Consider the following 25,210-nt stretch of genomic DNA (forward strand, 5'->3'; position numbering starts at 1 on the left):
GTGCTGGGCGAGTTCGGTCAAGCACCGCTTTGCCTGGAACTCGATCTTGATAGCTATGAAGGGCATTGGTCACATGTCGCCCGCTTTCGGGGACGTAGTGGATGGGTGGTTGGCGCGCGGGCGACGCTCGAAAGCGCAACCGACATTTTTCGCACGGTGATCGCTGCGGGATGCGACGAATGGGACAATCCTATTCCCGCGTTTCAGGCAGCGCACCTGCTGGAATGCACATGGTCCGATCTGGGGCCGTGCTACGAACCTCCGCCCGAAATACTCGACGACTTGCTTTGCGAGGAGGAGGGACAGGTTTACGCCCGCTGGCAACGGGAAACCAACACCGCGCTGCAACGCCACCTGATTGCGACCGAAGATCGCATCGCGACGCTGGAACGCGCCGCGAGGAGGGAAACCGATCGTCTGCTGCGACAGATCGACGACCTGCGTCGTCGCCGACGCTTCGCTGGGCTAACGAATGAGACACGCTCGATTTTCGACACGCTCATCGCCGAGCTGGACGCGGAAAACGACAATGCCTTTGAAGCATGTCGCTGCCAGGTCGGGCGCATACGGATCGAAGCCGAGCAAGTTGAAGAAAGCCTGTGGCGGCGGGAGGATGTGTTAATCGAGGTCCTGCCCTTCTGCGTCATCGCATGGCACGCACCGCAAGCTATGGAATCATGGGTGCGGGAATCGGCACCGGTAACGCGTGCATCCGCGGAAATGGTGCGGACGACCTTGAGGCAGCAACTGCCAGGTCGTATCCGGGAATTGGAGCTAACGGCGGAGGCCAAACGGCCCTATCGCTGGAACGATGCAGAAGTCCGCGCCCTGGATCGCGACGTTCGGCGGCTGCGGAAAAAATTGAATGAAGTCAGGACATAAGCCGTTGACGAAGAAGACCAAACTCGAATTGACCTGGCCCGGCAAGGAGGAGCGTCCCAAGCTGGAGCCACGCATCCTGATCGAGCATCCCGACAACAGCTATCACGCCGCCACGCGCCGTGAAGGCGACTTGTTCGACAATTTGCTCATCAAGGGCGACAATCTGCTCGCGCTCAAGGCGCTGGAGGCCGACTATGCCGGGCGGGTGAAATGCGTGTTTATCGATCCGCCTTACAATACGGGATCAGCGTTCGAGCACTATGATGACGGCGTGGAGCACTCACTTTGGTTGTCGCTGATTCGCGATCGTTTAGAACTGCTTCGTAAGCTTCTCACGCCTGACGGGAGCATTTGGATAACGATAGACGACAACGAGGCGCACTACCTAAAAGTCCTTTGCGATGAAATATTTGGGCGTTTGAACTTCGTATCCAATATCGTTTGGCAATCAAAGGATACTCCCGGCAATAATGCGACAACCATATCCCAGACGCACAATATGGTGCTGGTTTATCGCGCTTCTGAGGCTTGGGCACCCAATCTCATCCCTCGGAGTGAGAAGCAGATTGCGAACTATAAAAACCTCGATGACGACAAGCGCGGACCGTGGCTTGGTACACCCCTAACTCGCGCAGAATACCGTGAGCGCGACGTTTATGGATTGGTCAACGACGCAGGACGAGAGGTTTGGCCCCCAAAGGGAAGTTCGTGGCGTCGGCCCCCGGCAGAACTCGCAAAACTGAAAGATGATCATCGCATATATTGGGGGAAAAACGGCGATGCCGATTTTCCCGTCGAGAAGAAGTTTCTGAGTGAAGTGAAAGATGGCGTCGTTCCTCAAAGCTGGTGGCCCTATGAATTCGCGGGAAGTACGCGCAATGCGTCTGCGGAGATGAAGGGCTTGTTCGAGGGTGCGAAAACATTCGATACGCCGAAGCCTGAGAGGATAGTCCAGCGTGCGCTGGAGATCGCAACGTTCAAGGAAGACCTTGTTCTGGACTCCTTTGCCGGTTCCGGCACGACAGGTGCGGTTGCGCACAAAATGGGGCGCCGATGGATTATGGTGGAGGTCGGCAGTCACGCCGATACTCTTGTGGTCCCGCGTCTAAAAAAGGTGATCGACGGCACCGATCAAGGGGGTGTTTCAAAAACAGCCGATTGGAAGGGTGGCGGCGGTTTCCGCTATTGCACGCTCGCGCCATCGCTGCTGGAAAGAGATCGCTGGGGCAATTGGGTTATCGCGCGCGAATATAACGCGGCGATGCTCGCAGAGGCGATGTGCAAGCATCTGGGCTTCGCCTACGCGCCATCGCAGGATGAGGCGGAATATTGGCGGCATGGCCAGTCGAGCGAGACGGACTTCCTCTATGTCACGACACAAAGTCTGACGCATGACGCCTTGCGCCTGCTGTCCGAGGAGGTCGGGTCGAAGCGGACGCTCATGGTCTGCGCGCGGGCGTTCAGCGGCAACCTCGATACGATCCCGAACCTGACGTGCCGCAAGATACCCTCGACCATTCTCACCAAATGCGAATGGGGACGAGACGATTATTCGCTAAACGTCGCGGCGTTGCCGGAAGCCGAATCGGAACATGCCGAAAGTGCTGGGCCGCTCTTCGACACGCACGCGGAGGACCGGACCAATGGCTGATGCCAAACCGGTCACGCTGACCCCGAACGAACGTATTCGCCGTCAGGTGGCGCAGCGGCTTTCGCTGCGAACTCCGCAGGAAGCGGCGTTGACGATCCTCGCCGACATCGCCGACCGGATCGACTGGCGCGGTGAGGTCGATACGCAGGTGTTGCTCTTGGAGATTGCGGCCGCCTATCCATCGGTGGAAGACTTCGAGCGCGCCTTTCCCTCACTATGCTTCGCACTGGCGACCGGCGTGGGCAAGACACGGCTGATGGGTGCGTTCATCACCTATCTCTACCTGACGGGCCGATCGAAAAACTTCTTTCTGCTCGCGCCGAACACGACGATCTACGACAAGCTGGTCGAGGACTTCTCGCGCCAGTCCTCCCCCAAATATGTTTTCCGAGGCGTCGCCGAGTTCGCGCAGAACCCGCCGATCATCGTCACCGGCGATACCTGGGACGAAGGGCGCGGCATCCGGGGAAGCCAGCTCATCGGCGACGCGATCATCAACATCTTCAATGTCGACAAGATCAACAAGGAAAGGGGACGTATCCGCAGCTTCCGCGAGACGTTGGGCGAAAGTTATTTCGACTATCTCGCCAATCTCGACGACCTGGTAATGATGATGGATGAAGCGCATCGCTATCGCGCCAAGGCGGCGGCGAACGCCGTCTATGATCTCAAGCCGAAGCTGGGGCTGGAGATGACCGCTACACCCAAGACCGTCGGCGCCAGTCCGAAGGACTTCCGCAATGTCATCTACCGATACGGCCTCGGGCAGGCGATGGCAGACGGTTATGTGAAGGAGCCGGCGGTAGCCACGCGCGAGAATTTCCGCCGCGCCGACTACGACGACGCGCAGCTTGAACGGATCATGCTGGAAGATGGAGCTACCTATCACGAGCAGGTCAAGGTTGAGCTGGAGCTATATGCCCGCCAGTCTGGCCGCGAAGTGGTCCACCCCTTCATGCTTGTCGTCGCCCGCGACACGATCCACGCGAAGGACCTGCACGCCTATCTGGAAAGCGACGACTTCTTCACCGGCGCGTATCGTGGCCGGGTGATCGAGGTTCACTCCAACCAGACCGGCGAGGAAAGCAACGAGGCGATGGCGCGGCTCGTCGGGCTGGAGCACGATGCGCAAACCGATATCGTGATCCACGTCAACAAGCTCAAGGAAGGTTGGGACGTCACCAACCTCTACACGATCGTGCCGTTGCGCGCTTCGGCATCGGAAATCTTGACGGAGCAGACCTTGGGGCGGGGCCTTCGCCTTCCCTATGGGGTGCGCACCGGGAATGAGATGGTCGATACCCTGACCGTCATCGCACATGACCGGTTCGACGAGGTTATCCGGGAGGCGCGCAAGCCCGACTCCGTGATCGCGATGAAGACGCTCACGATCGGCGAAGGCGGCGATATCACGCCCGAGCACCGGGAGGTCGTTTCAATGCCGACGGCCGCTGAGGCGGTCTTCACTGGCTGGCAGCTGGATTTGCCAGGTGCGGGTGGCCCAACTCAGGTTTCCGACGAACACGCCGCCTATGTTCCGCCTACGCCAGAGCAGGTGGCATATGCGGATACGACAATGCAGTTCATCCGCGACAAATATGAGCGCACGCTACCCGGCGGCCTCGCCGATCTTCGCAAGCCCGAGGTCCAGGCCGAGATCGCTCGCGATGTGCGGAAGGCGACCGAGGCGGCACAAGGCACATTGGATACGGTGCTCCCGACGACCAACGTGGAGCAGTTGGTCGCACTGATCGCCATCTCCATCGCCGAAAACAGTATAGAAATTCCCGAGATAGTCGTTCTCCCCAGTCGTGAGGTGAACTTTTGGTTCGACGATTTCGACCTCAAGAACCTTGAGGGCATCCGTTTCCAGCCCAGTTCGGACACCATCCTCATCCGCAATCTGCGGACCGAAACGCAACGCGAACTTGCGCGGTCGCTCGACGGCCCGCGCGAGACGCGCGTGGAGAATTATATCATCCGGCATTTGATGGACTTCTCGGAGGTCGATTACGACAGCCAGGCGGACTTACTCTACCAGCTTGCCGGACAGATGATCGACCGGCTGCGCACCTATCTCCCGACTGAAGAGGAGGTTGAAGCCGTCGCTCTGGAACAGGGCAAGGCGCTTGCCCGGGTCATCTTCGAGCAGATGCGCGAGCATTACAGAGAAACCCCGACGGAGTATCGTGCGCGTCGCGTGCGTTCCTTCAAGGCGTTGAAGCCACAACAGATTGGGGTGAGTCTCACCAAACGCTTGCCTCTAACGGAGGCGGCGACGCCGCTTTCCTCGACCTCAGGCTACTTGTTCTTTGGATCGAAAAAGTGCCCGTATCAGTTTCAGAAGTTCGATAGCGATCCGGAGCGGCGCTTCGCCGCGATAGTCGACAGCGACCGAATGTCGGCGGTTCTGAAATGGCTGCGGCCCGCAAGCGGGCAATTCGACATCGAATATGATCGGGGCCGTCGGTACGAGCCGGATTTCGTCGTCGAATGCACGGACTGCAAGCTGATCGTAGAGATCAAGGCAGAACGAGACTTGAACGACCCCATCGTAATTGAAAAGGCACGCGCGGCGAGGGCGTGGGTCAGCAACGCCAACGAGTTCGTCGGTGAGGGTGATGGGAAGCCATGGCGCTACGTCCTACTCGCTGAAACGCTTGTCACGGAGAGTTTGACGCTCTCCGGGCTGCTTGCGCTCGGTTAACGCTAAGGCGTTGCTGATTCACTCAAGCTGCCTTCTGTGCTGAAGTTTGCGGGCAACCCTAGTGGGACTGGCCGGGAGTTTCTGCATCGTGTCCAGATTTCGGTTCGAAAGTATCGGTATAATAAATCCGATACCTATGACAAAAAGATTCAAGAATATGGTAAGGGTCGGAAGGAGCGTTTCGGCGCGCGGAGTCCGCCGCGCCGCGGTATTCGGGATTCGGAAAGAGGTCGGATCTAAGAAAAAACGCAAAGAGGTGCACGACCGGTCGAATCTACCCCGCTCAGGTGTGGGTGACAAAATTACCCGTATACTTGGTGGAGCGGCGCGAGTGGCGCCGTTGGCTGATCTAGTTTTTTGGCTTCTTCTTGCGGGGCCACGCCGCAAACACTTGAAGTCGCCACCACCCCTAAGCCGCCACCTCGCGCAATCCGGCCGCCGGCTCCTCCGCCCCGCCAAACCGCAACTGGCCCTTGCCGGCGCGCTTGGCCTGGTACAGCGCGCGGTCGGCGCAGCTGATCAGGCGTTCCAGGTCCATCCCCTGCTCCGGCGCCAGGGCGATGCCCACGCTGGCGGCGATGCGGATGGTCTTGCCGTCGATCTCATAGGGCTGGCTGAGCTGCTTGATGATCCGGCGGGCGAGCATCTCCGCCTCGCTGTCATGCTCCAGGCCCGTTTGCACCACGACGAACTCGTCCCCGCCGATCCGCGCGATCGTGTCGTCGGCGCGCACCGCCGCCGTCAGCCGCCGCGCCACTTCGCGCAACAGGGCGTCGCCCGCGGGGTGGCCGTGCACGTCGTTGACGGGCTTGAACCCGTCGAGATCGAGGCAGTGCAGCGCCAGCCGGCCGCCCCCCTGCGCAACGGTCGCGAGATTGGCCTGGAAGCGCTCGCGCAGCAGCAGGCGGTTGGGCAGGTCGGTCAGCGCATCGCGCTTCGCCAGCAGCGACAGGTCGTGCTCGGCGGTGAGATGCTTCACCATCGAGCGGTAGAGATGGGCGACGCTCTGCAGGCACAGCGCAAGGGTGCCCGCCACGAGCAGCGCCTCGACCGCGAAGAGCTGGGTGTGGAGCGGGCCGTTGTTGTTCATGAAGGCATGCAGGCCCAGCGCGACCGCGGTCGGCACCACCGCCAGCAACAGGCTGGTCACGCAGATCCGCGGCCGGATCGCAATGCGCGAGACCACCCCGGCGCCGAACACGAACACCAGGCTGACGGTGATCATGTGCACGACCGGCAGATGGAACATCAGCATCCGGGCGTTGAGCAGGCCGAGCAGGCCCGCGAACGCATAATTGCCGATCGCATAACGCCGCTCCCACCGGCGGATGGTCGCCAGGTCCATCGTCGCCGGGTCCTGCCGCCGATAGCCGCGCAGCGTGATCAGCCGAAGCAGGGTGACGATCCCGCTGCCCGCCGTCAGTCCGATCACCATCGGATCGCCCCATTGCAGCGCGAGCATCGCGCCCACGCCGGTGACCACCACGCCCATCGCGACGACCGGCAGGGTCATGCTGAACAGCATGTCGACCAGCTCGCGATAGACCACGTCCGGCAACAAGGTGCGCTTCGGCCGCCCGCGCGGCGGCGTGCCCGCGCGTGTCCGACGATCTTCGCTACGCCCCTGCTTGTCCGGGTTCTCCATGACCGCAGTCTAACGAGGGTTCGGTTAATAGAACCGTATCGGGGCTATCGGTATTTTTGCTGGTGTTGCCGGGCGGTTGCGCTGTGTCGGCTTATATTAGGTATTGCTTATATAAGTCCATGCTGTCAGGTTTCCGCGCATTCGAGAGGAGGCTGATTCCCATGTCCGAGATTACCAGCAGCAACGCCATCGGTGCCGAATTCCGCGGCTATGAGGAGCGCGAGCGGGAGGGGCAGCCCGTCCGCGTCGCGGTCGCCGCGCGCACCTATCCGACTGACCCTGCCGACCTGTGGGAAGCGATGACCAGCGCCGAGCGGTTGCCGCGCTGGTTCCTGCCGATCGAGGGCGATCTGAAGCTGGGCGGGCGCTATCAGCTGATCGGCAATGCCGGGGGCACCATCCTGCGCTGCGATCCGCCGCACGCGCTCGACCTGAGCTGGGAATTCGCCGGCGCGACCAGCTGGGTGGCGGTGCGGCTTGCGGGCGCGGGAGAAGGGACGCGGCTGACGCTCGAGCATATCTTCCCCAAATCGGACGACGACGCCTTCTGGCAGAAGTTCGGGCCCGGCGCGGTCGGGGTCGGGTGGGACCTCAGCTTCATGGGGCTGGGCATGCATATCGCCTCGGGCGGCGCGCAGGTCGATATCGAGGCAGCGCATGGCTGGACGGCGTCCGACGAGGGCAAGGCCTTCATGCGGGCAAGCGCGGACGCCTGGGCCGCGGCGCATATCGCCGGGGGCGAGGCGGACGAGGTCGCGCAGGGCATGGCGGGGCGGACGGCGGCCTTTTATTGCGGCGAGGGCGGGCACGATCATGGTGAGGGCGGGGGCGAGGACCAGGGCGGGGGCGGGGGCGGCTGATGCATGCGTTCGACGTCCTGGGCGATCCCGTCCGCCGCCGGCTGCTCGAGCTGCTGGCGGAGGGCGAGCGCTCGTCCGGCGACATGACAGATGTGGTGCGCGCCGAATTCGGCATCACCCAATCGGCGGTGTCGCAGCATCTGAAGGTGCTGCGCGACAGCGGCTTCGCGGCGGTGCGGGTGGAGGGCGCGCGGCGGATCTACGCGGTCGACGCGGCGCCGATGGAGGAGGTCGACGCTTGGCTCGCCCGCTTCCGCAGCTTCTGGGCGCCGAAGCTGGAGGCGCTGGCGACCGAGGTCGCGCGCGGCCGGAAGCAGCGGGGGGAGCTTTAGGGTGGCGTCGCCGGTCCCCTATGAGAAGCGCCACCGCGACGGCAGCCTCTGGGCGCGGGGCCAGACGGTCGACGACGTGCCGAGCGGCTTTTGGGAATGGTTCCGCAAGGACGGCACCCTGATGCGCTCCGGCCATTTCCGGAACGGCGAACAGGCCGGGGAATGGACGACCTATGATTCCGCCGGCGCGGTGTACAAGGTCACGCGGATGAAGCTTGCGGCGAACGGTGCCGCGGACTCCGCTGGCAATGGAAGGCGCGCATGATTCTGCCCCGGACCTCCCAGAACAGCGCGGCCGTCGCCGATCATTATGACGAGCTCGATCCGGTCTATCGTCGGCTCTGGGGCGAGCATGTCCATCACGGGCTGTGGCGGACCGGGCGGGAGAGCCCTGAGGATGCGGTCGAGGCGCTGAGCGACCTGGTCGGCGCGCGGCTCGGCTTCGGGAGGGGCGACCGGCTGGTCGATATCGGTTGCGGGTACGGCGCGACGGCGCGGCGCTTTGCCGGGCCCGGAACCGGACGGGGCGCGATCGTCACGGGGTTCACCCTGTCGGCCGAGCAGGTGGGGCAGGCGCCGGCGGCCGGGGGCGTCACGCTGGTGTGCCGCGACTGGCTGGACAATGGGCTCGCCGCGGCATCCGCCGACGGGGCCTATTCGATCGAGAGCTCGGAGCACATGACCGACAAGCCGCGCTTCTTCGCCGAAGCCTGGCGCGTGCTGAAGCCGGGCGGGCGGCTGGTGGTGTGTGCCTGGCTGGCGAAGGAGGCGCCGTCGGCCTGGGAGGTGCGGCACCTGCTCGAGCCGATCTGCCGTGAAGGCAGCCTGCCCTCGATGGGCAGCGAGACCGAGTATCGCGCGATGGCGCAAGGCGCGGGGTTCGTCTGCGCGGGGTTCGAGGATGTCAGCCGATCGGTCGCGCGGACCTGGTCGATCTGCCTCGGGCGGCTGGTGCGCGGCGTGGCCACGGACCGCGACCTTCGCCGCCTGGTGTTCGGCGCGCGCAACCGCCTGTTCGCGCTCAGCGTGCCGCGGCTGATGCTCGCCTATCGCACCGGCGCGATGCGCTACGGCGTGTTCACCTTCGAAAAGGGGGCGGCGTGACGCGCATGCCGCCCCCTTCCGGATCAGCCGCGCGAGACGCCGGGGCGGGTCTGCTGGCGGGCCCAGGGCTCGATGCCGAGGCGTGTCGGCAGGTCCTGGAGCAGGGCGTTGAGTTGCTCGTTGGTGGCCGAGCGGCAGCCCTTGTCGTGGTCGAGCGTCGTTACGGTCTTGTCAGGCGCCGTCCAGGTGATGCGGGTATGCGACTGATCGCTGATCCGCGTCTCGCAACTGGTCTCGCCGGTGGTGCCGGTGGCGGGGCGATAGGACGCGAGCGCGGCGGCGAGTGCGCGGTATTCCGCGGGGCCGGCGTCGCGGGTCTTCGCGCCCAGCTCGGCAGTGTGGCGCTCGCCGTTGAAGGTCACCGTGCCGGCCGGGCTCACCGCGACCGTGTAGACCGGGCAGAAGCCGAAGCACGGGCCGACCGACACCGCGATCGTCTCCGCTGCGGGCTGGGAACTGGTCTCAGGCGGCGTGGCGGTGGCGGTGGCGGCGCAGGCGCCGAGGCTCAGCAGGACGGATGCCAGCGCGATTCTTGGGAACGAAACCATGTCTTCTCCGATGCAGGGCAGTTCGCGATAGGCTCGGGAACATGAACGAAGACGGAGCCGCGCCGCGCTTCCCGCCCGGTCAGGGCGTCGATTCACATGGCCTCGCGTCGGGCATACACATGCTCCATCCGCCGCCCATCGCCTGGTAGAGCTGGATGCGGGCGGTGAGCGCGTCGGTGCGGACCTGGAGGAGCGACAATTGTGCCCCGAGCAGCCCGCGCTGGGCATCGAGCTGTTCGAGATAGGGCGAATAGCCCTCGCGGTAGCGATTGGTCGCGAGCCTGAGCCCCTCGGCCAGGGCATCGCGCTGGCGCTGGGCGGAGGCGGCCTGTTCGTCGAGCCGGGCCGCGGCGGCGAGCGCGTCCTCGACCTCGCGGAACGCGGTGAGCGCGGCGCGGCGATAGGCGAAGGCGGCCTGGTCGCGCTGGGCGCCCGCCGCTTCGGCCTGGGCGGTGAGGCGGCCGCCCGAGAAGATCGGGGCAAGCACGCTGCCGCCTGCGGACCAGATCGTGATCGGGTCCTGGAGCAGGGTGGAAAAGGCAGCGCCGAGCGCGGCGGTGAGGCGGACCTGCGGCAGGAACCGTTTCCGCGCCGCGGCGAGGGCCTTGTCGGTCGCGGCGAGCTGATACTCGGCCTGCGCCACATCGGGGCGGCGGCGGAGCAACTCGGAGGGCAGGCCGGCGGGGATGGCGGGTTCGGTCAGCGCGTCGAGCGACAGGCCGCGCGCGATCGCCTGCGGGGTCTCGCCGGTGAGGGTGCTGAGCACATCCTCGGTGCGGGCGATGCCGAGTTCGATCTGGGGCACGATCTGCGCGGTCGCCTCATATTCGGCCTCGGCCTGTTGCAGCTCGAGCTTGGGGGAATAGCCCCGGCTGACACGCGACCGGGCGATGCGCAGCGACTCGGTGCGCGCGGCAAGGGTGGAGCGGGCGACCTCCAGCCGCGCGTCGAGACCGCGCAGGGTGACATAGCCGCTCGCCGTGGCGGCCGCGACCGAGAGCCGGACGGCGTCGCGCGCTGCCTCGCTCGCCAGATACGCGTCGCGCGCGGCCGAGCGCTGGTCGGCGAGGCGGCCGAACAGGTCGATCTCATAGCTCGCCTGAAGCTGTGGCTGCAATGCGTTCTGTTCGAGCGGCTGGCCGAAGGCGCTGACCGAGCGCGAGCGGGCACCGCCGATGCCGGCATCGATCGCCGGCAGCATCTGCGCCCGGGCAAGGTCGAGATTGGCCCGCGCCTCACGGATGCGGCCGGCGGCGATGGCAATGTCCGGGTTGTTGGCCAGCGCCTTCTCGACCAGCGCGGTCAGCGCGGGATCGCCGAACGCCTGCCACCAGTCGCGGTCGAGCGGCGCCACCGGCCCGGCATCGGTACGCCAGGCAGGGGGCGAGGCGACAGGCGCGACGCTCGCCGTCTCCACCGCCGGGCCGGCGCAGGACGCGAGCAGGAGCAGCGCGACGGATGCGGCCCGGATCATGGGCGCTTCCGGGTATCGATGCTGAGCTCGACCGACATGCCGGGCCGCAGCCGCGCGGCGAGCGGCTGGCCCGGGTCGATCCGGATGCGCACGGCGATACGCTGCGCGACCTTCACGAAATTGCCCGTCGCATTGTCCGACTTCAGCACGGCGAATTCGGAACCGGCGGCGGGGGCCATGTTCTCGACATGACCGGTCAGCGCCGCATTGCCCAGCGCGTCGACCTTGAAGCGCGCGCTTTGGCCGACGACCATGTCGCGCGTCTGCGCTTCCTTGTAATTGGCGACCACCCAGACATTGTGCGGTACCAGGAACAGCAATTGCGTGCCAGCCGTGACATAGGCGCCGCGGCGCACGCCGATCTCGGACAGCTGGCCCGCCTCGGGCGCGCGGATGATGGTGTTGTCGAGATCGATCTGGGCGAGGCGGAGCTGCGCCCTCGCTGCCTCGACCGAAGCCTCGAGCCCGCCGCGGCCGACCACCACGGTGCGCACGTCCTGCGTGCCGATCGAGCGGCTCGCCTGGGCCTGGCGCACGCCTGCCTCCGCCGCGAGCAGGGTGGCGCGGGTCTGGTCGAACTCGCGGGTGGAGATGGAGCCATCGGCGACCAGCGCCTGGGCACGCTTCATATCGGCCCGGGCGCGGACGAGCTGGGCGGCGGCATTGGCGATGCCCGCATCCTGGCTCTGGATCGCGACTTCGCGCGAGCGCTGCGCCTGGCTGGAATTGGCGAGCGCTGCCTGTTGCGCCGCGACGTTCGCCTCGGCCTGGGCGACGCGCGCGCGGTAGATACGGTCGTCGATCGTGGCCAGGACCTGGCCCGCCTTCACTTCGGCGAAATCCTGCACGGGGACTTCGGTGACATAACCGCTGACCTGTGGGCTGATGATCGTCACCCGGCCGCGGACATAGGCATTGTCGGTCTTCTCGTTCCAGCCGGCAAAGGGCGGCAGCCGCCAGGCGTAGAGGATGGTCAGGATCGCGACGATCGCCACCACGACGATCAGGATGACGGTCGGCGTGGTCTTGGCGGCCGGGCGCCAGCCGCTCGGGGCCGCTTCGGCGGGCAGGGCAGCGGCCGGGGCAGCTTCGGCTGCGGGGGCTGCTGCGGCGGGTGGTGGCGCTTTCGCCTCGGTGTCGCTCATCTCATTGTCCCTGTTGCGCCTGTGCCTTTTGCATCGCCTGCTGCAGCAGCACGACCGGCGATTTTTCGCCCCGCCGCCGGATCGACCAGCGGATCGCGAAGCCCCAAAGGGCGACGAGGATCGCGAGCACGCCGACCAGCAGGAACACATCGTTGAAGGCGAGGATGTTCGCCTCGCGCGCGACCTGCTGTGCCAGGATCGCCGTGCCCTGTGCACTCCGCAGCGCCGGATCGCCGACCACGCCGGCGATCGCGCCGCCGCCGGCGCGGATCCGCGCCGCGACCAGCGGATCGGTCATCACGATATGCTGGACCAGCTCGTGCGAATGAAATTTCTCGCGCATCACCTGGAAGGTGCTGAGCAGGGCGTTGCCGACCAGGCCGCCCATGCTCTGGCTGACGCTGAACAGCACGACGAAGCTGATGAAGTTGCGCCCGCCCGCCAGCAAGGTGCGCGCGATGCCGATGACCATCGCCTGGGCGAGGAACAGCAGCGACGCAAAGCCGATCAGCGCCTGGCTGATATAGAAGCTGCTCGGGCGGGTGAGGTTGTTGGCGTCGGCATCCATGAAGGACGCGATGACGATCAGGATGACCGCGAAGGTGATCGGGCGGGCGACATTGTCCGGCCGGAAGGTCAGCACCGCGGTGGCAAGCCCGGCGATCGAGGCGAGCACGACGATGACGTTGAGCACGACCATCTGGTCGTTGATCATGCCGACCACGTTGAGCAGCCCGACCGATCCAAAGGCCTGTTCCGACAGCAGGACGCGGACCGAGGCCGCGACCGCCATCAGCCGCAGCACTTCCCGTGTGGCGAGCCAGCGCGTGTTGATCAGCGGGTTGGCGCGGCGGTGCTCGACGATCACCGCGGCGGCGATCAGCGCGATGCTGGCGGCCAGCGCCCAGCCCATCCAGGCCCGATCGGTCCACCATTCGATCCGCCCTTCGGACAGGACCGCGATGAGCAGCCACAGACCGGGCGCGAGCAGGGAGAAAGTGAGGAAATCGAGTGGTTCGAACACCTCCTCGCGTTCGCTCGGCGGGAGCGGCAGGGTGACCACCGCCGCCAGGGTCGCCAGCGCCAGCCCCAGTTCGAACCAGTAGAGATTGTGCCAGTCGCCCCATTCGAGCAGCCGGGGGGAGAAGACCCGCGCCAACGGCGAGGCAAGCTGCGGGATGCTGATGCCGATCATCACCGCGGCCAGTCGCTTCGGCGCGGGCATCGCCTGGAAGAAATAGAGGATGGTGAGCGTGGTCAGGCCGCTGGCGGCGACGCCGCTCATCGCGCGCACCGCCACCGAGGTCCAGAAATCATGGATGAACAGATGCAACAGCGTCGTCGCGGCATAGGCGCCGAGCGTGTAGCGGATGAAGGGCTGAAGCCCGAATTGCTGGCGGTATTTCACCAGCAGCAGGTTCGCCGTGACGTTGGTCATGAAATAGGCGGCGGTGAGCCACGCGCTTTCATTGCTGTTGAGGCCGAGCGTGCCCTGCGCGAAGTTGAGATTGACCGTGACCAGCGCGTTGCCGAGGCCGCCGGTGATGCCGATCAGGCAGCCGATAAGGAAATAGAAGACGCGGCGGTGCGACGGGTGGTCGGGATTGGCCGGCGACCCCGGCAGCGTCGGCTTTTCGTGCGGCTTGAAGACGTATTCCGCCACGCTCCTGCCTTCCCTTGCCCCAGCGCGTTTTCCGACTCGATCCGGGCGATCGGCCGGAAGTGGCAATGACGCGCTTAGGAGGACGACGTTGCAAGCGTCAATTACGCCCTAGGTACAGGGTGAAAAGCGGATCGCACGGCCTATCTATGCCCTTGGGCGGAGGCCGCGGGCTTCCGCCGAGTGACTGAGGATCAACCCCGTGACGACGCCAATCCGCATCCTGCTGCAAACCACGATCGAGCCGGCCGAGGACGACTGGAGCATCGCGCGCTTCTCCGTGCTGCGCGGGCTGCTGGAGGGCGCGCGCGGTGATGACGGCACACCGCTCTACGACGTGACGGCGCGCGACCGGGCGGCACCGCCGGGCGCCGACGACCCCGTGCTGGCGCGGATAGACGAGAGCGATTTCGACGAATTGTGGCTGTTCGCGGTCGATGTCGGCGACGGGCTGAACGCGACCGAATGCGCCGCGATCGGCCGGTTCCGCGCGGGCGGGGGCGGCCTGCTCGTCTCGCGCGACCATATGGACCTGGGCTCCTCGGTCTGCGAGCTGGGTGGAGTCGGCAGGGCGCATCATTTCCATACGCACAATGTCGATCCCGACCCGGCGCGCCAGGCGATCGACGATCCCTATACGACCTATATTCTCTGGCCGAACTTTCACTCCGGCTCGAACGGCGATTATCAGGAGATCGTGCCGGTGGACCCGGTCCATCCGCTGCTCGCCGACGCCGGCTCGCCGGACGGTTTCCTGCGCTATCTTCCCGCGCACCCGCATGAAGGCGATGTGTCGGCGCCGCCCGAGGATCCGAGTGCACGCGTCATCGCGACCGGCCGCAGCAAGGTGACCGGGGCCGAGTTCGCGATCGCAGTGGCGTTCGAGCCGCGGGACGGCGCAGGGCCGGCGGTGGCGCAATCCACCTTCCACCATTTCGTCGACTATAATTGGGACGTGGCCCACGGCGCGCCGAGCTTCGTGACCGAGCCGCCAGGCGGCAGCCTGGTCGCGACCCCCGAGGCATTGCGATCGGCGCAGCTTTATGTGGCCAATCTGGCGCGCTGGCTGGCCGGGACGGCGCAGGTACGGCGTCTCGATCAGCAGCTGGACGAAGCGCTGGAGGAAAGCTTCCCGGCCAGCGATCCGCCAGCGGTCAGCTGATCGCCTGGCGCATCGCGCGCTGGGTAAGGGCGATATCGCCGTCAACCGTCGCGACGATATCGAGCGTGTCGCCGTCGCCCGCACGGGCGAGCAGGACGACATAGTCGCCGAGGTGAAGCCCCGTCTCCAGGGTCAGGCTGGCGAGCACCGGGCGCGCATCCAGCACAGTGGCCGGATCGGCTGATTTCGGTGCTGACGCCGGCTTCCTGGCCTCGCGCTCGGCCTTGACCACGCCCTTGATGCCGCCCTCGAAGCCATCGAGGAAGTCGGTCAACCCCCCCGGCGCCACGCCGATGCGGCGGGCATGGGAGAGCACGGCGGCATATTCGGTCAGGCGGGTCTTGTCGTAATCGGCGCCGAAGACGAGCTTCACCACCGGCGTCATCGGCGCGCGCAGCTGCACCGCGATGCCGGCATGATCGAGCAGCAGCTCATAAGCGCCCGGATCGGCATCGGCGGCGGCGGCGAAATCATGCGCGCGGGCGAGCGCGCGGTAGAGCGTGCTGCGCGTCCGCGTGTCGGCGGCGCGGACCGCGGCGGCGGTCTGCTGTGCGAGCATCAGCTGGTCGGTCAGGCTGCCGCTCGGCGCGTTCGATCCGATACCGCGGCCTGCCGGCTCTTCCTCTTCCACCGACTCGATGCCCGCGCTCGGACCATCGGCCCAGGCCGGCGCGGTTGCAGCGGGCTTGGGCGCGGTGCGGTGCGAGGCATCGACTTCGGCGTCGAGCCTTGCCTGAGTCTCGGCGTCGACCAGTTCCTTCCAGTTGATCACGCCGTAAATGTAATCGATCGAATCCTCGTCCGAGGAAAAGGGCATCAGGATGCCGCGATACATGGTGTTGTGGCCGCGCGTGTTGACGAACTCGGCCTCGAAGCCGATCGGCGCGCGATTCGCGATGATCTGCAGATAATGGTCGGTCAGGCGCGACAGCAGCGAGCGGCTGGGCACCTGGGCGATATGGGTGACCCCATGGTCGAGCGCGCATTCCTCGCGCAGCAGCTTGCCGAGCCAGGGAATCGCCGGATCCTCGATGCCGTTCGAGAAATCGAGCAGCACGCTGTGCGGGCCGAAATCGGAGATGCTGGCGGGATCGAGGTCCTCGATCGACGGATAGGCGCGGCCGCGCAGCAGCGAGACCCAGTGATTATAGGCGCGCACATGCATGCGCCGCTCATCGGTGCCGATATCGAGTCGGGGATCCTCGACGCCGCTCGCGCCCGTATCGTGATCGTGCTCGATCCCCCGATCCTCTTCGAAACCGCGGACGTTATCCATGCAGAAAGCTACCCTTAAGGGCTTGGACCAGCCCGTTACAGATGCTGTTTGCACCCGGCGTGGTAAACGTTGCGTAAAGGGGTGGCACGGGCAGATCGTCGGCGTGAGCGCTTGTCAGGCGCCAAACCAGATGATAAGCGCCGCCCCCTCGCGACAGCCCGTCCAGGGCCGCACGGGGGATATGCCGCTTTAGCTCAGTTGGTAGAGCATCGCATTCGTAATGCGGGGGTCACAGGTTCGAGTCCTGTAAGCGGCACCAGCCCAAACCGAGAACGCCCCTAGAAAACCGCAGAAATCTGCGGTAAAATGGCTCTCGGCGGTCCCACGAAATCTCATTATGTTCCGCCGTGGCCCACTCAAAAGGGGCCACGAATCGAGGGGCCACGAGCAGTTCGAGGAGGCGTGGCCCCATGCTTACCGTTGTGGAGATTCGGGCGCTGAAACCAGCGAAGCGTCCATTCAAGGTTGCAGACTCAGACGGCCTCTATTTGCTCGTTCAACCTTCCGGAGCGTTGCTCTGGCGTTTTCGCTATCGGATTGTCGGTACCGAGCGGAAGCTGTCGTTGGGCAGCTTCCCGGACGTCAGCTTGCAGCAGGCCCGCAAGCTGCGCGACGTTGCGCTGCGCAGCATGGTCCATTCCCCTCCCCATGAACGGACAGGCTTGCTCGGATTCCCATCAGCAGGGCGCGGAGGCAAAGGCCCAATCCGGATGTATCATCATATGCGACAGCCTTTGCTGCGGGCCAGCAATGGATCGGACCGGTTGACCGGGCCGGGCGGCCGGCATCGCCGCGCCTGCCAGCTGATGGCGGGCGGCCGGCTGATCCGGGTTTCTACGCATTGGGCCCAGGCGCCGGGCAGTTCATCACTCCGTCGACCAATGGGAGATACTCGATGCGCATCATGATGTCCGCGATCGCAGTGCTGGCGCTTGCCGGCTGCCAGGCGCCGCCGGATCTGAACGTGGCCCAGCCGGACGAGCCGGCAGCCACCATCACCAACGCCACTGCCGAAGTGCTCAAGCTTCCGGAGGGCCAGCGCGACATGGTCTTCCTGCGCGCGATCCGCGACGCCGGTCTCGACTGCCAGGGCGTGACCAGGTCGGAGCGGCTCGACGACACAGCTGGAAAGCCGACCTGGCGGGTCGAATGTACCGACAGGACCGCCCACCTGGTGCAGGTGACGCCCGACGGAACGGCGCTCGTCGCAAGCCGCATCAAGCCCTGACATGCGCGCTTCCTGGTGGAACCCGCACATTGCCGCCGGCGGCATCGTCGGGGCGAACCGGGGACGATGCTGTGTCGCGGTGCTCCTGCTGCTCGCGGCCGGCTGCTCCACGACGGGACTGACGTACCAGCCCGAGACGGCCGGCGGCCGTGGCGGTTATGCCGAACAGAGGCTTTGGGACGGTCGGTACCGCGTCACCTTCACGGCGCCCCCCGGCACCGAGGTCGCATCGATCGACGCGATGGCGCACCGTCACGCCGCGGAGCTCGCCCTCTCGCTTGGGTTCAAGGGGTTCGTCGTGCTCGACCGGAGCGTGACGCGCGACATCTATGTGCTGCTCGGGCCCGAGGATGCACGCACAACCTATGGCGGGGACTATCGGGCATGGCGGCGCTTCTGGCGCATCTACTGTCTCGCCGAGGGCCTCCAGCGCTGCGACGATGATCCGCTCTGGCCGTCCCGCCAGAAGTCCAAGCGGTATATGCAGGTCGCCTATACGATCCGGATGACCAACGAGCTCGACGCACCGGCGATCGACGCGCGCGCTGCGCTCGGTCCTTCCGGGAAACTGACTTCCTTCGGGCCGTCGATCCCCGTCGACGCCCCTTGACGTGATGCGCGGGTATACCGTCGCCCCCACGCCCGGGATCGGGCCTGGTTTTCATCCATGCTGGGGTGGGCGGCGCGTGACCGGTGCTGTGCCGGCAACAGGCGTCGATCTCCGTAGCTGTACGTACAGACGACCCATCACCGTCCTGCCTAGGTCGCGCCAATCCTCTTGAGGTGGCTGAAATGAAAACGATCCTTTTGCATCTCTATCCCGATGGCCAGCAAGATGCGCGGGTCCAGTGCGCGCTCGATCTGGCGCGACTGTTCGACAGTCACATCACCTGCCTACAGGTACTGCCGTTCGAGCAGTTCGTCGGGGCCGATCCGCTGGGCGGGGTCCAGGTCTATGGCGATGTGCTGGCCGCGCTCCGCGCGCAGGAACAGGCGGAAATGGAGCGCATTGCCGACTGGATGCGGAACGACGGCGTGCACTTCGACTGGCTCCAGGCCGAGGGCGATATTGGCCGGACGATCATCGTCCAGTCGTCGCTCGCCGACGTGACAATCCTCAGCCAGCCGGGGCAGGGCGGCCCCGGTCGTCTCCATTCGGCATCGGTCGTCGGCGAGGTTGTGACCCGAGCGCTTGGACCCATCGTTGCACTGCCCTCGACGGGCAAGAAGTTCGATCCGGCCGGAACCGCGATGGTCGCGTGGAACGGGTCGACGGAAAGCGCGCATGCGATTCGCCTCGCCCTGCCTTTTCTGCGGATGGCGGGATCGGTGCGCGTCGTCGAGGTGACGAACGACGATGGAGCAGCGGGGGAATGCAGCGCCGTGCGGTATCTCGCCCGCTACGATATCAAGGCGGATTACATCACCGAGAAGCGCGAAGGCCACTCGACCGGCGACGCCATCCTCGCCGCAGCCGTGCGCCTGGGCGCCGACTATATCGTGATGGGTGCCTTTGGGCATGCGCGGCTGATGGAGACGATCCTCGGCGGCGTGACGCACAATCTGATCGCCGGTTGCCCGCTGCCGCTGCTCCTGGCGCACTGAGCGAACGGGTGGGGCAGGTGGCGCCCGGCATGGTGTGGAGCTCAGGTCCGCCTCCACGTCACCGGCCCCTCAATGGGCGGAGCGGAATCGAGCGCCGCGACCACGCAGGGGCCATTGGCCGGTTTTGATGGTCGCGTCGCCAGCGATATATGCTGAAGCGCGCAGCTACCCTGTCAGGGCGCAGTGTTGATGAAGGGTGCCATCACACCTGCGTAGCGGCCGACCGGGGTCGCCCAGGTTGCGCCTAAATGGATACAATCAATGGCCCCTCGCGGCCTTGCCCTTTGCACGGGCCGGCTCAGGATTCGGGCTGCGCTGCCTGATCGCAGCGCCGAGGCGTGAGAACGTTACTGTGGAGGTAATTGCCGCCAATTCGGAGGCTTTTGCGGGCTTGACGGTCGCCCGATCGCGCGTAGCGCAGGATGCCGAAAGCCTCTGCAGGCCCTGTCAGTGCCGTTTGACGCGGAAGCTGGTCGCGCCTCCCGCCATGGTTGAAAGCGAACGCCACGCCTGCAGGTCGCCGGCACTGCGTACATATCCCAAGGGCGCTCTGGAGCCGGCACCGGTACGGATCGGCAAAGGAGAAGTGCCATGAACGACCAGCCCCTGTCACCCACGCCGCGTCACGTCGTCATCCTCTGCCATCCCGAGCAGGAAAGCTTCAATGCGTCGGTCGCTCACGCCTATAGTGCTGAGGTCCGGCAACACGGCCATGAAGTGATCGTCCGCGACCTGTACGCGATGGGATTCCACCCGGTCCTGAAGTCGCCTGAACGTCCCGGGCCCGACTTCACGCAGTTCAGGGATGTCGAGGACGAGCTCGCCATTCTGAGCGCCACCGATGTCTTCGTGCTCGTATACCCGCTCTGGTTCGGGACGCCGCCGGCAATGATGAAGGGCTATATCGAGCGCGTGCTTGGCAGCGGCGTCCTGCCACGCGACGTCCATGACCGCTCCGCCAAGGGGGTTCTGGCCGGAAAACGCATGCTGAGCTTCACCTCGTCCGGCCTCAAGGATATCTGGCTCGACGAGCAGGGCCAGCTACAGTCGCTGATCACCTGTTTCGATCATTATCTGCAGCATGCCTTCGCCATGGGCCCGTCACAGCATCACCATTATGGCTCGATCGCCTCTGGCATGGAGCCACGCTGGGTCGCCCAGCATCTCGAAGATGTGCGCGTGCATGCCCGTGCGTTGGTGTCCGACCTCGATGCGGAACGCGCCGCGGGCATAGCCATGGCAACCTGATCGGGCGCGTGCCGGCGTGCGAGCGCACGAGCTGACCCGTCGCCCTTTGGCGGCGTCGGGAAGCGCGCCGGCCGGCGGGTTCAGCTCGACACAATGCTCCGGCTCTCTGCGGGCGCGGCGAGATCCGCGCAGGGCTTGGGCTTCACCGGCAGACACTGCCCATCCGTACACTTCCCAATGCCGCCGCGCTCCGGCGCGTCCTACCCCCGGGCCGTCCCACCGCAGGAGGTCACCATGAAGAATATTCTGCTGCTCGCCCATGACGACCATGGACAGGAAGCCCGTCTGAAGGCTGGGCTCGACGTGACACGTGCCGTCGGCGGGCATCTGACCTGTCTCGACGTCATCATCATGCCGGAGCTGATGAGCGACTTTGTATCGATGGGTGGCGGTGCGCTGGCCCTCGCCGATGAAGAGCGCAGCGAGCTGCGCAACCGCGTCCAGATCCGCGACCGGCTGGTGCGAGAGGGGGTGCCCTTCGATTGGGTCGAGAAGACCGGCGACCTTGCCGACTGTATCCGCGCCACCGCCAGGCTGACTGACCTCGTCGTGGTCAATCGCCAGCTCGACTCGGCGCTCTTCCCGAACACGCTCGACCTGGTCGGCAGGCTCGTCGTCGAGGAGAAGCTTCCTGTGCTGGCGGTGCCCGAGCGCGCAACCGGCTTCAGGTCCAATGGCCGCGCGCTTGTCGCCTGGGATGGCTCACCTTCCGCCGAGGCGGCTCTCCGCGCCGCCATGCCGCTGCTGCAGTGCGCGAGCAAGGTGACCCTGTTCCATATCGACGACGGATCGATCGCGATCCCGGTAGAAGAGGCGGAAAGCTATCTGACGCGCTACGGGATCACGCCGGTCATACGCCGCGAGAAGGCGTTGACGGCTCGTCCGGGCACCATCCTCCTCGCAGAGGTAACGAAGAGCGAGGCCGACTATGTCGTCATGGGCGGCTATGGCCATGCGCGCCTTCTCGAGCAGGTGTTCGGCGGCACGACCCAGCGCATGCTGACCGAGAGCCCGGTGCCGGTTCTCCTCGCGCATTGCCGATGAGGCCGCGCCGGTGCCGATGGATGCGCCCATACGCGTCCTTGCCGGCGACGGCGCGGGGGCCGTTGCGCCACCGACCGGACCGATGACGCTGTTCACCGAGCTTGCTGTCGCGACCGCCATGGTTGCTTTTACCGTGGCGCTTCATCTCGGCGGGCTGGCCTTCCTGCTGTCAATGCTGCGCCGTCACCGGATCCGGACCGGCGACGCGGGAGCACTGGTCCGGGATGGCATCGGCATCCTCCTAGCGGCGTTCGGGCTGTTCCTGCTCCACGCCGCCGAGATCTGGGGCTATGCCCTTTTGTATGTAATGCTCGGTGCGTTGAGCGACTTCGAGTCCGCCCTGTATTTTTCGACCTCAACCTATGCGACGATTGGCTATGGCGACGTCGTGCTGCCTCCGGGCTGGCGCGTCCTCGGCGCCATCGAAGGCGCCAATGGCGTCATCTTGCTCGGCTGGTCCACCGCCTTCTTCGTCGCGATTGTCAGCCGCATCAGGCTGCTTGAACGCGAGCTTGAGGTTTTGCGGTGAGGGGCCGAGCGCCTGCGATGACGGGCCCGTCATTGCCGCATGCGTGGCACTGCCCGGAACGCCTACGCGACGGGCGCGGTCGCTTCATTGCGTTGGCTCGTTGCAGCCGTCGCGGGGGTGGATAAGGACATTCCGGTCGGGCATGGGCGCAGCATGCGTGTCTTTCTCGACTTCGAGGCATCGTCGCTTTCGCGGCAAAGCTATCCCATCGAAATTGGCTGGGTGTTCGAGGATGGGCGATCCGGGACCTGTCTGATCAAGCCCGCCGAGACCTGGACGGAGTGGGACCCCGCTGCCGAGGCCATCCACCATATCAGCCGCGACATGCTCGAACGGGACGGCGTTCCGTACGACATTGTCGCCCGGAAGACGGTAGATGCGCTGACCGGCCATGCGCTTCTCGCGAGCGCCCCGTCCTGGGACGGCAAATGGATGAGCCGGCTGCTCAGGGCCGCCGGGTTCCCGCGGCACAGCCTGCGGCTCGGCGACAGCGACACGGATGCTCTCGCCTGCGCCCGGGCGATCCTCGACCCGGTCGTTCCCGCGGCGCAGATCGACACGGTGCTCCAGCACCTTCTTGCCGGGGTAAGGGAACCGGCCGGCGGTCAGCCACCGGCCCATCGCGCGCTGCCCGACGCGCTGGAGGAACGACGGCGTCATCGCGCGTTGACCTGCGCCGCCGAGGCCCTTGCCGTCGCGTACCGGCAGGGCTGCTAGGGGCGGTCGGCCGGGCCGGCCTCAGGGTCGCTGTTGCCGTCTTCCGTGCGCAGGCCCTGTCTGAAAGCTTCCAGACGCTGCCGATAGCCTTCCGCATCGCCATATTCGAGAAACTGATAGTAGCGCTGATGAGGATCGCTGATCTTCAGGGCGTGCTTGATCGGGCACCAATATTGCTCGGTCCGGCTCGCGATCTCGCGGGCATAGGCAATCAGGCCGTTCGCATAGCCGCAATAGAGGCAGTTCAGGGCTTCGATCCAGTTGAGATAGGTTAGCTGTCCCCGGTCGAACGCGATATAGTCGGCGCGGCGCACGCGCGGGATGCGGTACACCCGAAAGCAGATCGCCTGATAGAGGCTCATCCAGGCATCGAGCAGCAGCAGCGGCCCGATCAGCGAGTAGATGACCGGGGCCACGAGGTTGGTCGCCAGCGAGGATCTTGCCACGAAGCGCGCCGCGCCCAGTCGCCAGCGACGCTGTTCCGCCGTGATCCCGTGCTCGAACTCGACCAGGCCGGCCTTGAGCTTCCAGCCTAGCGCCGTGCGCCGCTGCTCGATCTCGCGGTCGAGCTCCCGCTGAAGGTGTACGATTTCGCCAGCGATCTCCCGCATGCGCGTCGTCATTTGATCCCTCCTGTCGGGACGGCCGGTTTGACGCTCGCCGCAGCAATGGCGGATATCCCCCGAGGCGGCACGCCAGCCCCGGCGGGATAGGGCGCATCATTGTTCATCGATGCAACGCGCTTCGTCATGGCCTGAGCATGATCGGCTACGGGCACGCGATGAATACGCAATGCTACGCATGCGTCCTCGTACCTTCACGGATAGCGGCGCCTTCCGCGGCACCGCAGGATTGTCGCCGGTCCCGCTCGAGGACCGATGTGACGGAATGAGAGGCTTTCGCGATGGCAATCCCCCCACCTATCTCCCCGACCGACCCGGTCGTCGTCCCAGGCGAGCCGGAGACGCCGCGCTGGCAGGCTCCTGTCGAGGAACCGGTCCCGGACGATCCCGAGGTCAGATCGCCGCCGCCGGACCGGGACTTTCCCGAGCAGACGCCCGGCGAGATGCCCGCTCCCGAGGCCTGAGCGCGACCCCGGCTTCGATTCGGCTCTTCCAGGGACCTGTGCCGGCGGGCCGTACCGTTGGCCGGTCAGGCGGGGGCGACGCCGTCCACGCTGACGAGCCGTTCGCCGACCAGCACCCCGGTGATGCGTACACGCTTTTCGACATGGTCGACCGGCACACGCTGGAGCTCGAGTTCATATCTGCCGCCCAGGTCGCGACGGAGGATGAAGGCGCCCGATTCCCGGATCAGCGTTCCGGTCTCGACGATGCGGCTGCCGATCATGGTCATGGCTGTAGAATAGGGGGCGGCGCATCTCCGTTCAACGGCGGGTCGCCAGTCTCCGGGTCGGGGAAGCATCCGGGACATTGCGCATATCGAGGCCGGCCCTGACGGTGAGACACTCCGCGGCGTCACTCGAACGACGGAGCCGATCATGAAGAACATATTGGTGCTGGTGCACGACGATGCCGGGCAGGAAGCGCGCATCCAGGTCGCGCTCGACATGACGCGCGCGCTCGAGGGGCATCTGACGTGTCTCGACGTCGCCATCCCCGCAGCCGTGGTCGGGGAGATGGACGGCGTCCCCGCCGTGCTGGCACTGGATGAACGCGTCGTCGAGGCGCACAATCGCGCGCGCATCGAGCCGCGCGTCCGCGCCGAGCAGGTGCCGTACAGCTGGGTCGACGCACAGGGTTATCTCGGTCCGACGGTCAGGCAGGCAGCAGGGCTGGCCGATGTGATCATCCTCAATCGAGACCTTGACGGCCGTGCCTTTCCCGACATGTACGGCGTTGCCGGCGAGGTGCTGATCGAGACCGGCAGGCCGATCGTCGCGGTGCCCAGGGATGCCGCGGGCATCGACCTGGGCGGGCATGCGCTGGTCGCCTGGGATGGCTCGGCGCAGGCCGACGCGGCGTTGCGCGCTTCGGTTCCGCTGCTGCAGCTCGCCGAAGGCGTGACGTTGATCGAGATCGATGACGGCTCGCTCGTCCTGCCTGTCACGGACGCCGCGACCTATCTGTCGCGTCACGGCATGCATGCCATTGTCCGCCAGGAACGCGCGACGTTCGACCTTCCCAGCTCGATCATCCTCGATGCGATCGACGAGATGAAGGCCGCCTATCTCGTGATGGGCGGGTTCGGGCACAGCCGCTTCGTCGAGGCGGCGCTCGGCGGCGTCAGCAGGCGCGTCCTGCACGAATGCCCGGTTCCGGTCTTCCTTGCCCGATAGGCGCGATGGTGAAGCTGGTGCCTTCGATTCCTTGGCCAAACCCCGCGACGATGATCTCCACCCGTCGCGGGCACCGCTGACCTCCGCCCTCCGA

The 25,210-nt window shown here is 65.7% G+C and carries 26 protein-coding genes and 1 tRNA gene; 19 read left to right on the plus strand and 8 right to left on the minus strand.

The annotated features are described in order from the left end of the window. The 3 genes from WC729_RS28105 to WC729_RS28115 are packed head-to-tail and all read left to right on the plus strand — an operon-like array spanning window position 1 to window position 5,240. Entirely contained in the window at window positions 1-882 is an 882-nt protein-coding gene (locus WC729_RS28105; RefSeq protein ID WP_372858007.1) for a hypothetical protein, read from the plus strand. Between the two features lie 4 nt (window positions 883-886). Next, window positions 887-2,533 carry a site-specific DNA-methyltransferase gene (locus WC729_RS28110; RefSeq protein WP_372858010.1) on the plus strand — a complete coding sequence of 549 codons (1,647 nt, stop codon included), beginning with the start codon at window positions 887-889 and terminating at the stop codon, window positions 2,531-2,533. Next, window positions 2,526-5,240: a DEAD/DEAH box helicase family protein gene (locus tag WC729_RS28115; protein WP_372858011.1), complete on the plus strand. Its 2,715-nt coding sequence runs from the start codon at window positions 2,526-2,528 to the stop codon at window positions 5,238-5,240. The genes WC729_RS28110 and WC729_RS28115 overlap by 8 nt, the downstream gene beginning before the upstream one ends. A gap of 409 nt (window positions 5,241-5,649) precedes the next feature. Here the strand turns inward: WC729_RS28115 and WC729_RS28120 are convergent, their stop codons facing one another. Then, window positions 5,650-6,885 carry a diguanylate cyclase domain-containing protein gene (locus tag WC729_RS28120; RefSeq protein WP_372858014.1) on the minus strand — a complete coding sequence of 412 codons (1,236 nt, stop codon included), beginning with the start codon at window positions 6,883-6,885 and terminating at the stop codon, window positions 5,650-5,652. A gap of 161 nt (window positions 6,886-7,046) precedes the next feature. On the opposite strand from WC729_RS28120, the gene WC729_RS28125 reads away from it, so the two are divergent. Genes WC729_RS28125 through WC729_RS28140 form a run of 4 tightly spaced genes read left to right on the plus strand, consistent with a single transcriptional unit; the run spans window position 7,047 to window position 9,181 of the window. Further along, complete coding sequence (locus WC729_RS28125; RefSeq protein WP_372858015.1) at window positions 7,047-7,745, plus strand: SRPBCC family protein; 699 nt, start codon at window positions 7,047-7,049, stop codon at window positions 7,743-7,745. Further along, window positions 7,745-8,077, plus strand: coding sequence for an ArsR/SmtB family transcription factor (locus tag WC729_RS28130; protein WP_372858016.1), 333 nt, complete (start codon window positions 7,745-7,747; stop codon window positions 8,075-8,077). The genes WC729_RS28125 and WC729_RS28130 overlap by 1 nt, the downstream gene beginning before the upstream one ends. Before the next feature lies 1 nt (window position 8,078). Then, on the plus strand, window positions 8,079-8,342 hold the full coding sequence (locus WC729_RS28135) for a toxin-antitoxin system YwqK family antitoxin (RefSeq protein ID WP_372858017.1): 264 nt from the start codon (window positions 8,079-8,081) through the stop codon (window positions 8,340-8,342). Further along, window positions 8,339-9,181, plus strand: coding sequence for a methyltransferase domain-containing protein (locus WC729_RS28140; protein ID WP_372858019.1), 843 nt, complete (start codon window positions 8,339-8,341; stop codon window positions 9,179-9,181). Before WC729_RS28135 ends, WC729_RS28140 begins: the two co-directional genes overlap by 4 nt. A 23-nt stretch (window positions 9,182-9,204) precedes the next feature. On the opposite strand, the gene WC729_RS28145 is transcribed toward WC729_RS28140, so the two are convergent. The 4 genes from WC729_RS28145 to WC729_RS28160 all read right to left on the minus strand — a co-directional run bounded on the left by WC729_RS28145 (window position 9,205) and on the right by WC729_RS28160 (window position 14,011). Further along, complete coding sequence (locus tag WC729_RS28145; RefSeq protein ID WP_372858020.1) at window positions 9,205-9,729, minus strand: DUF6438 domain-containing protein; 525 nt, start codon at window positions 9,727-9,729, stop codon at window positions 9,205-9,207. Window positions 9,730-9,808: 79 nt separating this feature from the next. Beyond that, a complete protein-coding gene (locus WC729_RS28150) occupies window positions 9,809-11,203 on the minus strand; it encodes an efflux transporter outer membrane subunit (RefSeq protein ID WP_372858021.1) in 1,395 nt (464 codons plus the stop codon). Next, window positions 11,200-12,348, minus strand: a complete 1,149-nt coding sequence (locus WC729_RS28155; protein ID WP_372858023.1) for an HlyD family secretion protein — start codon at window positions 12,346-12,348, stop codon at window positions 11,200-11,202. Before WC729_RS28155 ends, WC729_RS28150 begins: the two co-directional genes overlap by 4 nt. Window position 12,349: 1 nt before the next feature. Then, entirely contained in the window at window positions 12,350-14,011 is a 1,662-nt protein-coding gene (locus WC729_RS28160; protein ID WP_372858024.1) for an MFS transporter, read from the minus strand. A 199-nt stretch (window positions 14,012-14,210) separates the two neighbouring features. On the opposite strand from WC729_RS28160, the gene WC729_RS28165 reads away from it, so the two are divergent. Then, a complete protein-coding gene (locus WC729_RS28165; protein ID WP_372858025.1) occupies window positions 14,211-15,170 on the plus strand; it encodes a hypothetical protein in 960 nt (319 codons plus the stop codon). Here WC729_RS28165 and WC729_RS28170 read toward each other — a convergent pair. Continuing rightward, on the minus strand, window positions 15,163-16,446 hold the full coding sequence (locus tag WC729_RS28170; protein WP_372858027.1) for a hypothetical protein: 1,284 nt from the start codon (window positions 16,444-16,446) through the stop codon (window positions 15,163-15,165). The two genes, WC729_RS28165 and WC729_RS28170, sit on opposite strands and share 8 nt — an antisense overlap. Window positions 16,447-16,629: 183 nt before the next feature. On the opposite strand from WC729_RS28170, the gene WC729_RS28175 reads away from it, so the two are divergent. The 9 genes from WC729_RS28175 (at window position 16,630) to WC729_RS28215 (ending at window position 22,817) form a co-directional block, all read left to right on the plus strand. Continuing rightward, window positions 16,630-16,705, plus strand: a tRNA-Thr gene (locus WC729_RS28175). Between the two features lie 151 nt (window positions 16,706-16,856). Next, complete coding sequence (locus WC729_RS28180) at window positions 16,857-17,354, plus strand: Arm DNA-binding domain-containing protein (RefSeq protein ID WP_372858029.1); 498 nt, start codon at window positions 16,857-16,859, stop codon at window positions 17,352-17,354. Next, on the plus strand, window positions 17,342-17,674 hold the full coding sequence (locus tag WC729_RS28185) for a hypothetical protein (RefSeq protein ID WP_372858030.1): 333 nt from the start codon (window positions 17,342-17,344) through the stop codon (window positions 17,672-17,674). The genes WC729_RS28180 and WC729_RS28185 overlap by 13 nt, the downstream gene beginning before the upstream one ends. A 1-nt stretch (window position 17,675) precedes the next feature. Next, a complete protein-coding gene (locus tag WC729_RS28190; protein WP_372858032.1) occupies window positions 17,676-18,284 on the plus strand; it encodes a hypothetical protein in 609 nt (202 codons plus the stop codon). Window positions 18,285-18,466: 182 nt separating this feature from the next. After that, window positions 18,467-19,279: a universal stress protein gene (locus WC729_RS28195; protein ID WP_372858033.1), complete on the plus strand. Its 813-nt coding sequence runs from the start codon at window positions 18,467-18,469 to the stop codon at window positions 19,277-19,279. A 591-nt stretch (window positions 19,280-19,870) separates the two neighbouring features. Then, window positions 19,871-20,527, plus strand: coding sequence for an NAD(P)H-dependent oxidoreductase (locus WC729_RS28200; protein ID WP_372858035.1), 657 nt, complete (start codon window positions 19,871-19,873; stop codon window positions 20,525-20,527). A 234-nt stretch (window positions 20,528-20,761) separates the two neighbouring features. Next, a complete protein-coding gene (locus tag WC729_RS28205) occupies window positions 20,762-21,571 on the plus strand; it encodes a universal stress protein (protein ID WP_372858036.1) in 810 nt (269 codons plus the stop codon). 82 nt (window positions 21,572-21,653) lie between these two features. Beyond that, a complete protein-coding gene (locus WC729_RS28210) occupies window positions 21,654-22,100 on the plus strand; it encodes a potassium channel family protein (protein ID WP_372858038.1) in 447 nt (148 codons plus the stop codon). A gap of 153 nt (window positions 22,101-22,253) precedes the next feature. Further along, window positions 22,254-22,817, plus strand: coding sequence for a transcriptional regulator (locus WC729_RS28215; RefSeq protein WP_372858039.1), 564 nt, complete (start codon window positions 22,254-22,256; stop codon window positions 22,815-22,817). Here WC729_RS28215 and WC729_RS28220 read toward each other — a convergent pair. Then, window positions 22,814-23,440 (minus strand): hypothetical protein, encoded by a 627-nt coding sequence (locus tag WC729_RS28220; RefSeq protein WP_372858040.1) that lies wholly within the window; start codon window positions 23,438-23,440, stop codon window positions 22,814-22,816. The two genes, WC729_RS28215 and WC729_RS28220, sit on opposite strands and share 4 nt — an antisense overlap. A 281-nt stretch (window positions 23,441-23,721) precedes the next feature. Between WC729_RS28220 and WC729_RS28225 the strand changes: the two genes are divergently transcribed. Beyond that, a complete protein-coding gene (locus tag WC729_RS28225; protein ID WP_372858041.1) occupies window positions 23,722-23,904 on the plus strand; it encodes a hypothetical protein in 183 nt (60 codons plus the stop codon). Window positions 23,905-23,969: 65 nt separating this feature from the next. Here WC729_RS28225 and WC729_RS28230 read toward each other — a convergent pair whose 3' ends face one another. After that, window positions 23,970-24,173 (minus strand): DUF5818 domain-containing protein, encoded by a 204-nt coding sequence (locus tag WC729_RS28230; protein ID WP_372858042.1) that lies wholly within the window; start codon window positions 24,171-24,173, stop codon window positions 23,970-23,972. A 145-nt stretch (window positions 24,174-24,318) separates the two neighbouring features. Here WC729_RS28230 and WC729_RS28235 point away from each other — a divergent pair, with 145 nt between their 5' ends. Beyond that, a complete protein-coding gene (locus WC729_RS28235; protein ID WP_372858044.1) occupies window positions 24,319-25,116 on the plus strand; it encodes a universal stress protein in 798 nt (265 codons plus the stop codon). The last annotated feature ends 94 nt before the right edge of the window (window positions 25,117-25,210 follow it).

The sequence above is a fragment of the Sphingomonas sp. genome, from assembly GCF_041661825.1.
Classification (GTDB): Bacteria; Pseudomonadota; Alphaproteobacteria; order Sphingomonadales; family Sphingomonadaceae; genus Sphingomonas.

What these genes read in the sequence shown, in the direction of transcription:
- WC729_RS28185 (WP_372858030.1), top strand. Translation starts at nt 17,342, where the DNA reads ATGCGCATCATGATGTCCGCGATCGCAGTGCTGGCGCTTGCCGGCTGC.
- WC729_RS28115 (WP_372858011.1), top strand. Translation starts at nt 2,526, where the DNA reads ATGGCTGATGCCAAACCGGTCACGCTGACCCCGAACGAACGTATTCGC.
- WC729_RS28230 (WP_372858042.1), bottom strand. Translation starts at nt 24,173, where the DNA reads ATGACCATGATCGGCAGCCGCATCGTCGAGACCGGAACGCTGATCCGG.
- WC729_RS28120 (WP_372858014.1), bottom strand. Translation starts at nt 6,885, where the DNA reads ATGGAGAACCCGGACAAGCAGGGGCGTAGCGAAGATCGTCGGACACGC.
- WC729_RS28210 (WP_372858038.1), top strand. Translation starts at nt 21,654, where the DNA reads ATGACGCTGTTCACCGAGCTTGCTGTCGCGACCGCCATGGTTGCTTTT.
- WC729_RS28130 (WP_372858016.1), top strand. Translation starts at nt 7,745, where the DNA reads ATGCATGCGTTCGACGTCCTGGGCGATCCCGTCCGCCGCCGGCTGCTC.
- WC729_RS28150 (WP_372858021.1), bottom strand. Translation starts at nt 11,203, where the DNA reads ATGATCCGGGCCGCATCCGTCGCGCTGCTCCTGCTCGCGTCCTGCGCC.
- WC729_RS28215 (WP_372858039.1), top strand. Translation starts at nt 22,254, where the DNA reads ATGCGTGTCTTTCTCGACTTCGAGGCATCGTCGCTTTCGCGGCAAAGC.
- WC729_RS28235 (WP_372858044.1), top strand. Translation starts at nt 24,319, where the DNA reads ATGAAGAACATATTGGTGCTGGTGCACGACGATGCCGGGCAGGAAGCG.
- WC729_RS28170 (WP_372858027.1), bottom strand. Translation starts at nt 16,446, where the DNA reads ATGGATAACGTCCGCGGTTTCGAAGAGGATCGGGGGATCGAGCACGAT.
- WC729_RS28205 (WP_372858036.1), top strand. Translation starts at nt 20,762, where the DNA reads ATGAAGAATATTCTGCTGCTCGCCCATGACGACCATGGACAGGAAGCC.
- WC729_RS28155 (WP_372858023.1), bottom strand. Translation starts at nt 12,348, where the DNA reads ATGAGCGACACCGAGGCGAAAGCGCCACCACCCGCCGCAGCAGCCCCC.
- WC729_RS28200 (WP_372858035.1), top strand. Translation starts at nt 19,871, where the DNA reads ATGAACGACCAGCCCCTGTCACCCACGCCGCGTCACGTCGTCATCCTC.
- WC729_RS28145 (WP_372858020.1), bottom strand. Translation starts at nt 9,729, where the DNA reads ATGGTTTCGTTCCCAAGAATCGCGCTGGCATCCGTCCTGCTGAGCCTC.
- WC729_RS28195 (WP_372858033.1), top strand. Translation starts at nt 18,467, where the DNA reads ATGAAAACGATCCTTTTGCATCTCTATCCCGATGGCCAGCAAGATGCG.
- WC729_RS28125 (WP_372858015.1), top strand. Translation starts at nt 7,047, where the DNA reads ATGTCCGAGATTACCAGCAGCAACGCCATCGGTGCCGAATTCCGCGGC.
- WC729_RS28220 (WP_372858040.1), bottom strand. Translation starts at nt 23,440, where the DNA reads ATGACGACGCGCATGCGGGAGATCGCTGGCGAAATCGTACACCTTCAG.
- WC729_RS28190 (WP_372858032.1), top strand. Translation starts at nt 17,676, where the DNA reads ATGCGCGCTTCCTGGTGGAACCCGCACATTGCCGCCGGCGGCATCGTC.
- WC729_RS28225 (WP_372858041.1), top strand. Translation starts at nt 23,722, where the DNA reads ATGGCAATCCCCCCACCTATCTCCCCGACCGACCCGGTCGTCGTCCCA.
- WC729_RS28140 (WP_372858019.1), top strand. Translation starts at nt 8,339, where the DNA reads ATGATTCTGCCCCGGACCTCCCAGAACAGCGCGGCCGTCGCCGATCAT.
- WC729_RS28180 (WP_372858029.1), top strand. Translation starts at nt 16,857, where the DNA reads ATGCTTACCGTTGTGGAGATTCGGGCGCTGAAACCAGCGAAGCGTCCA.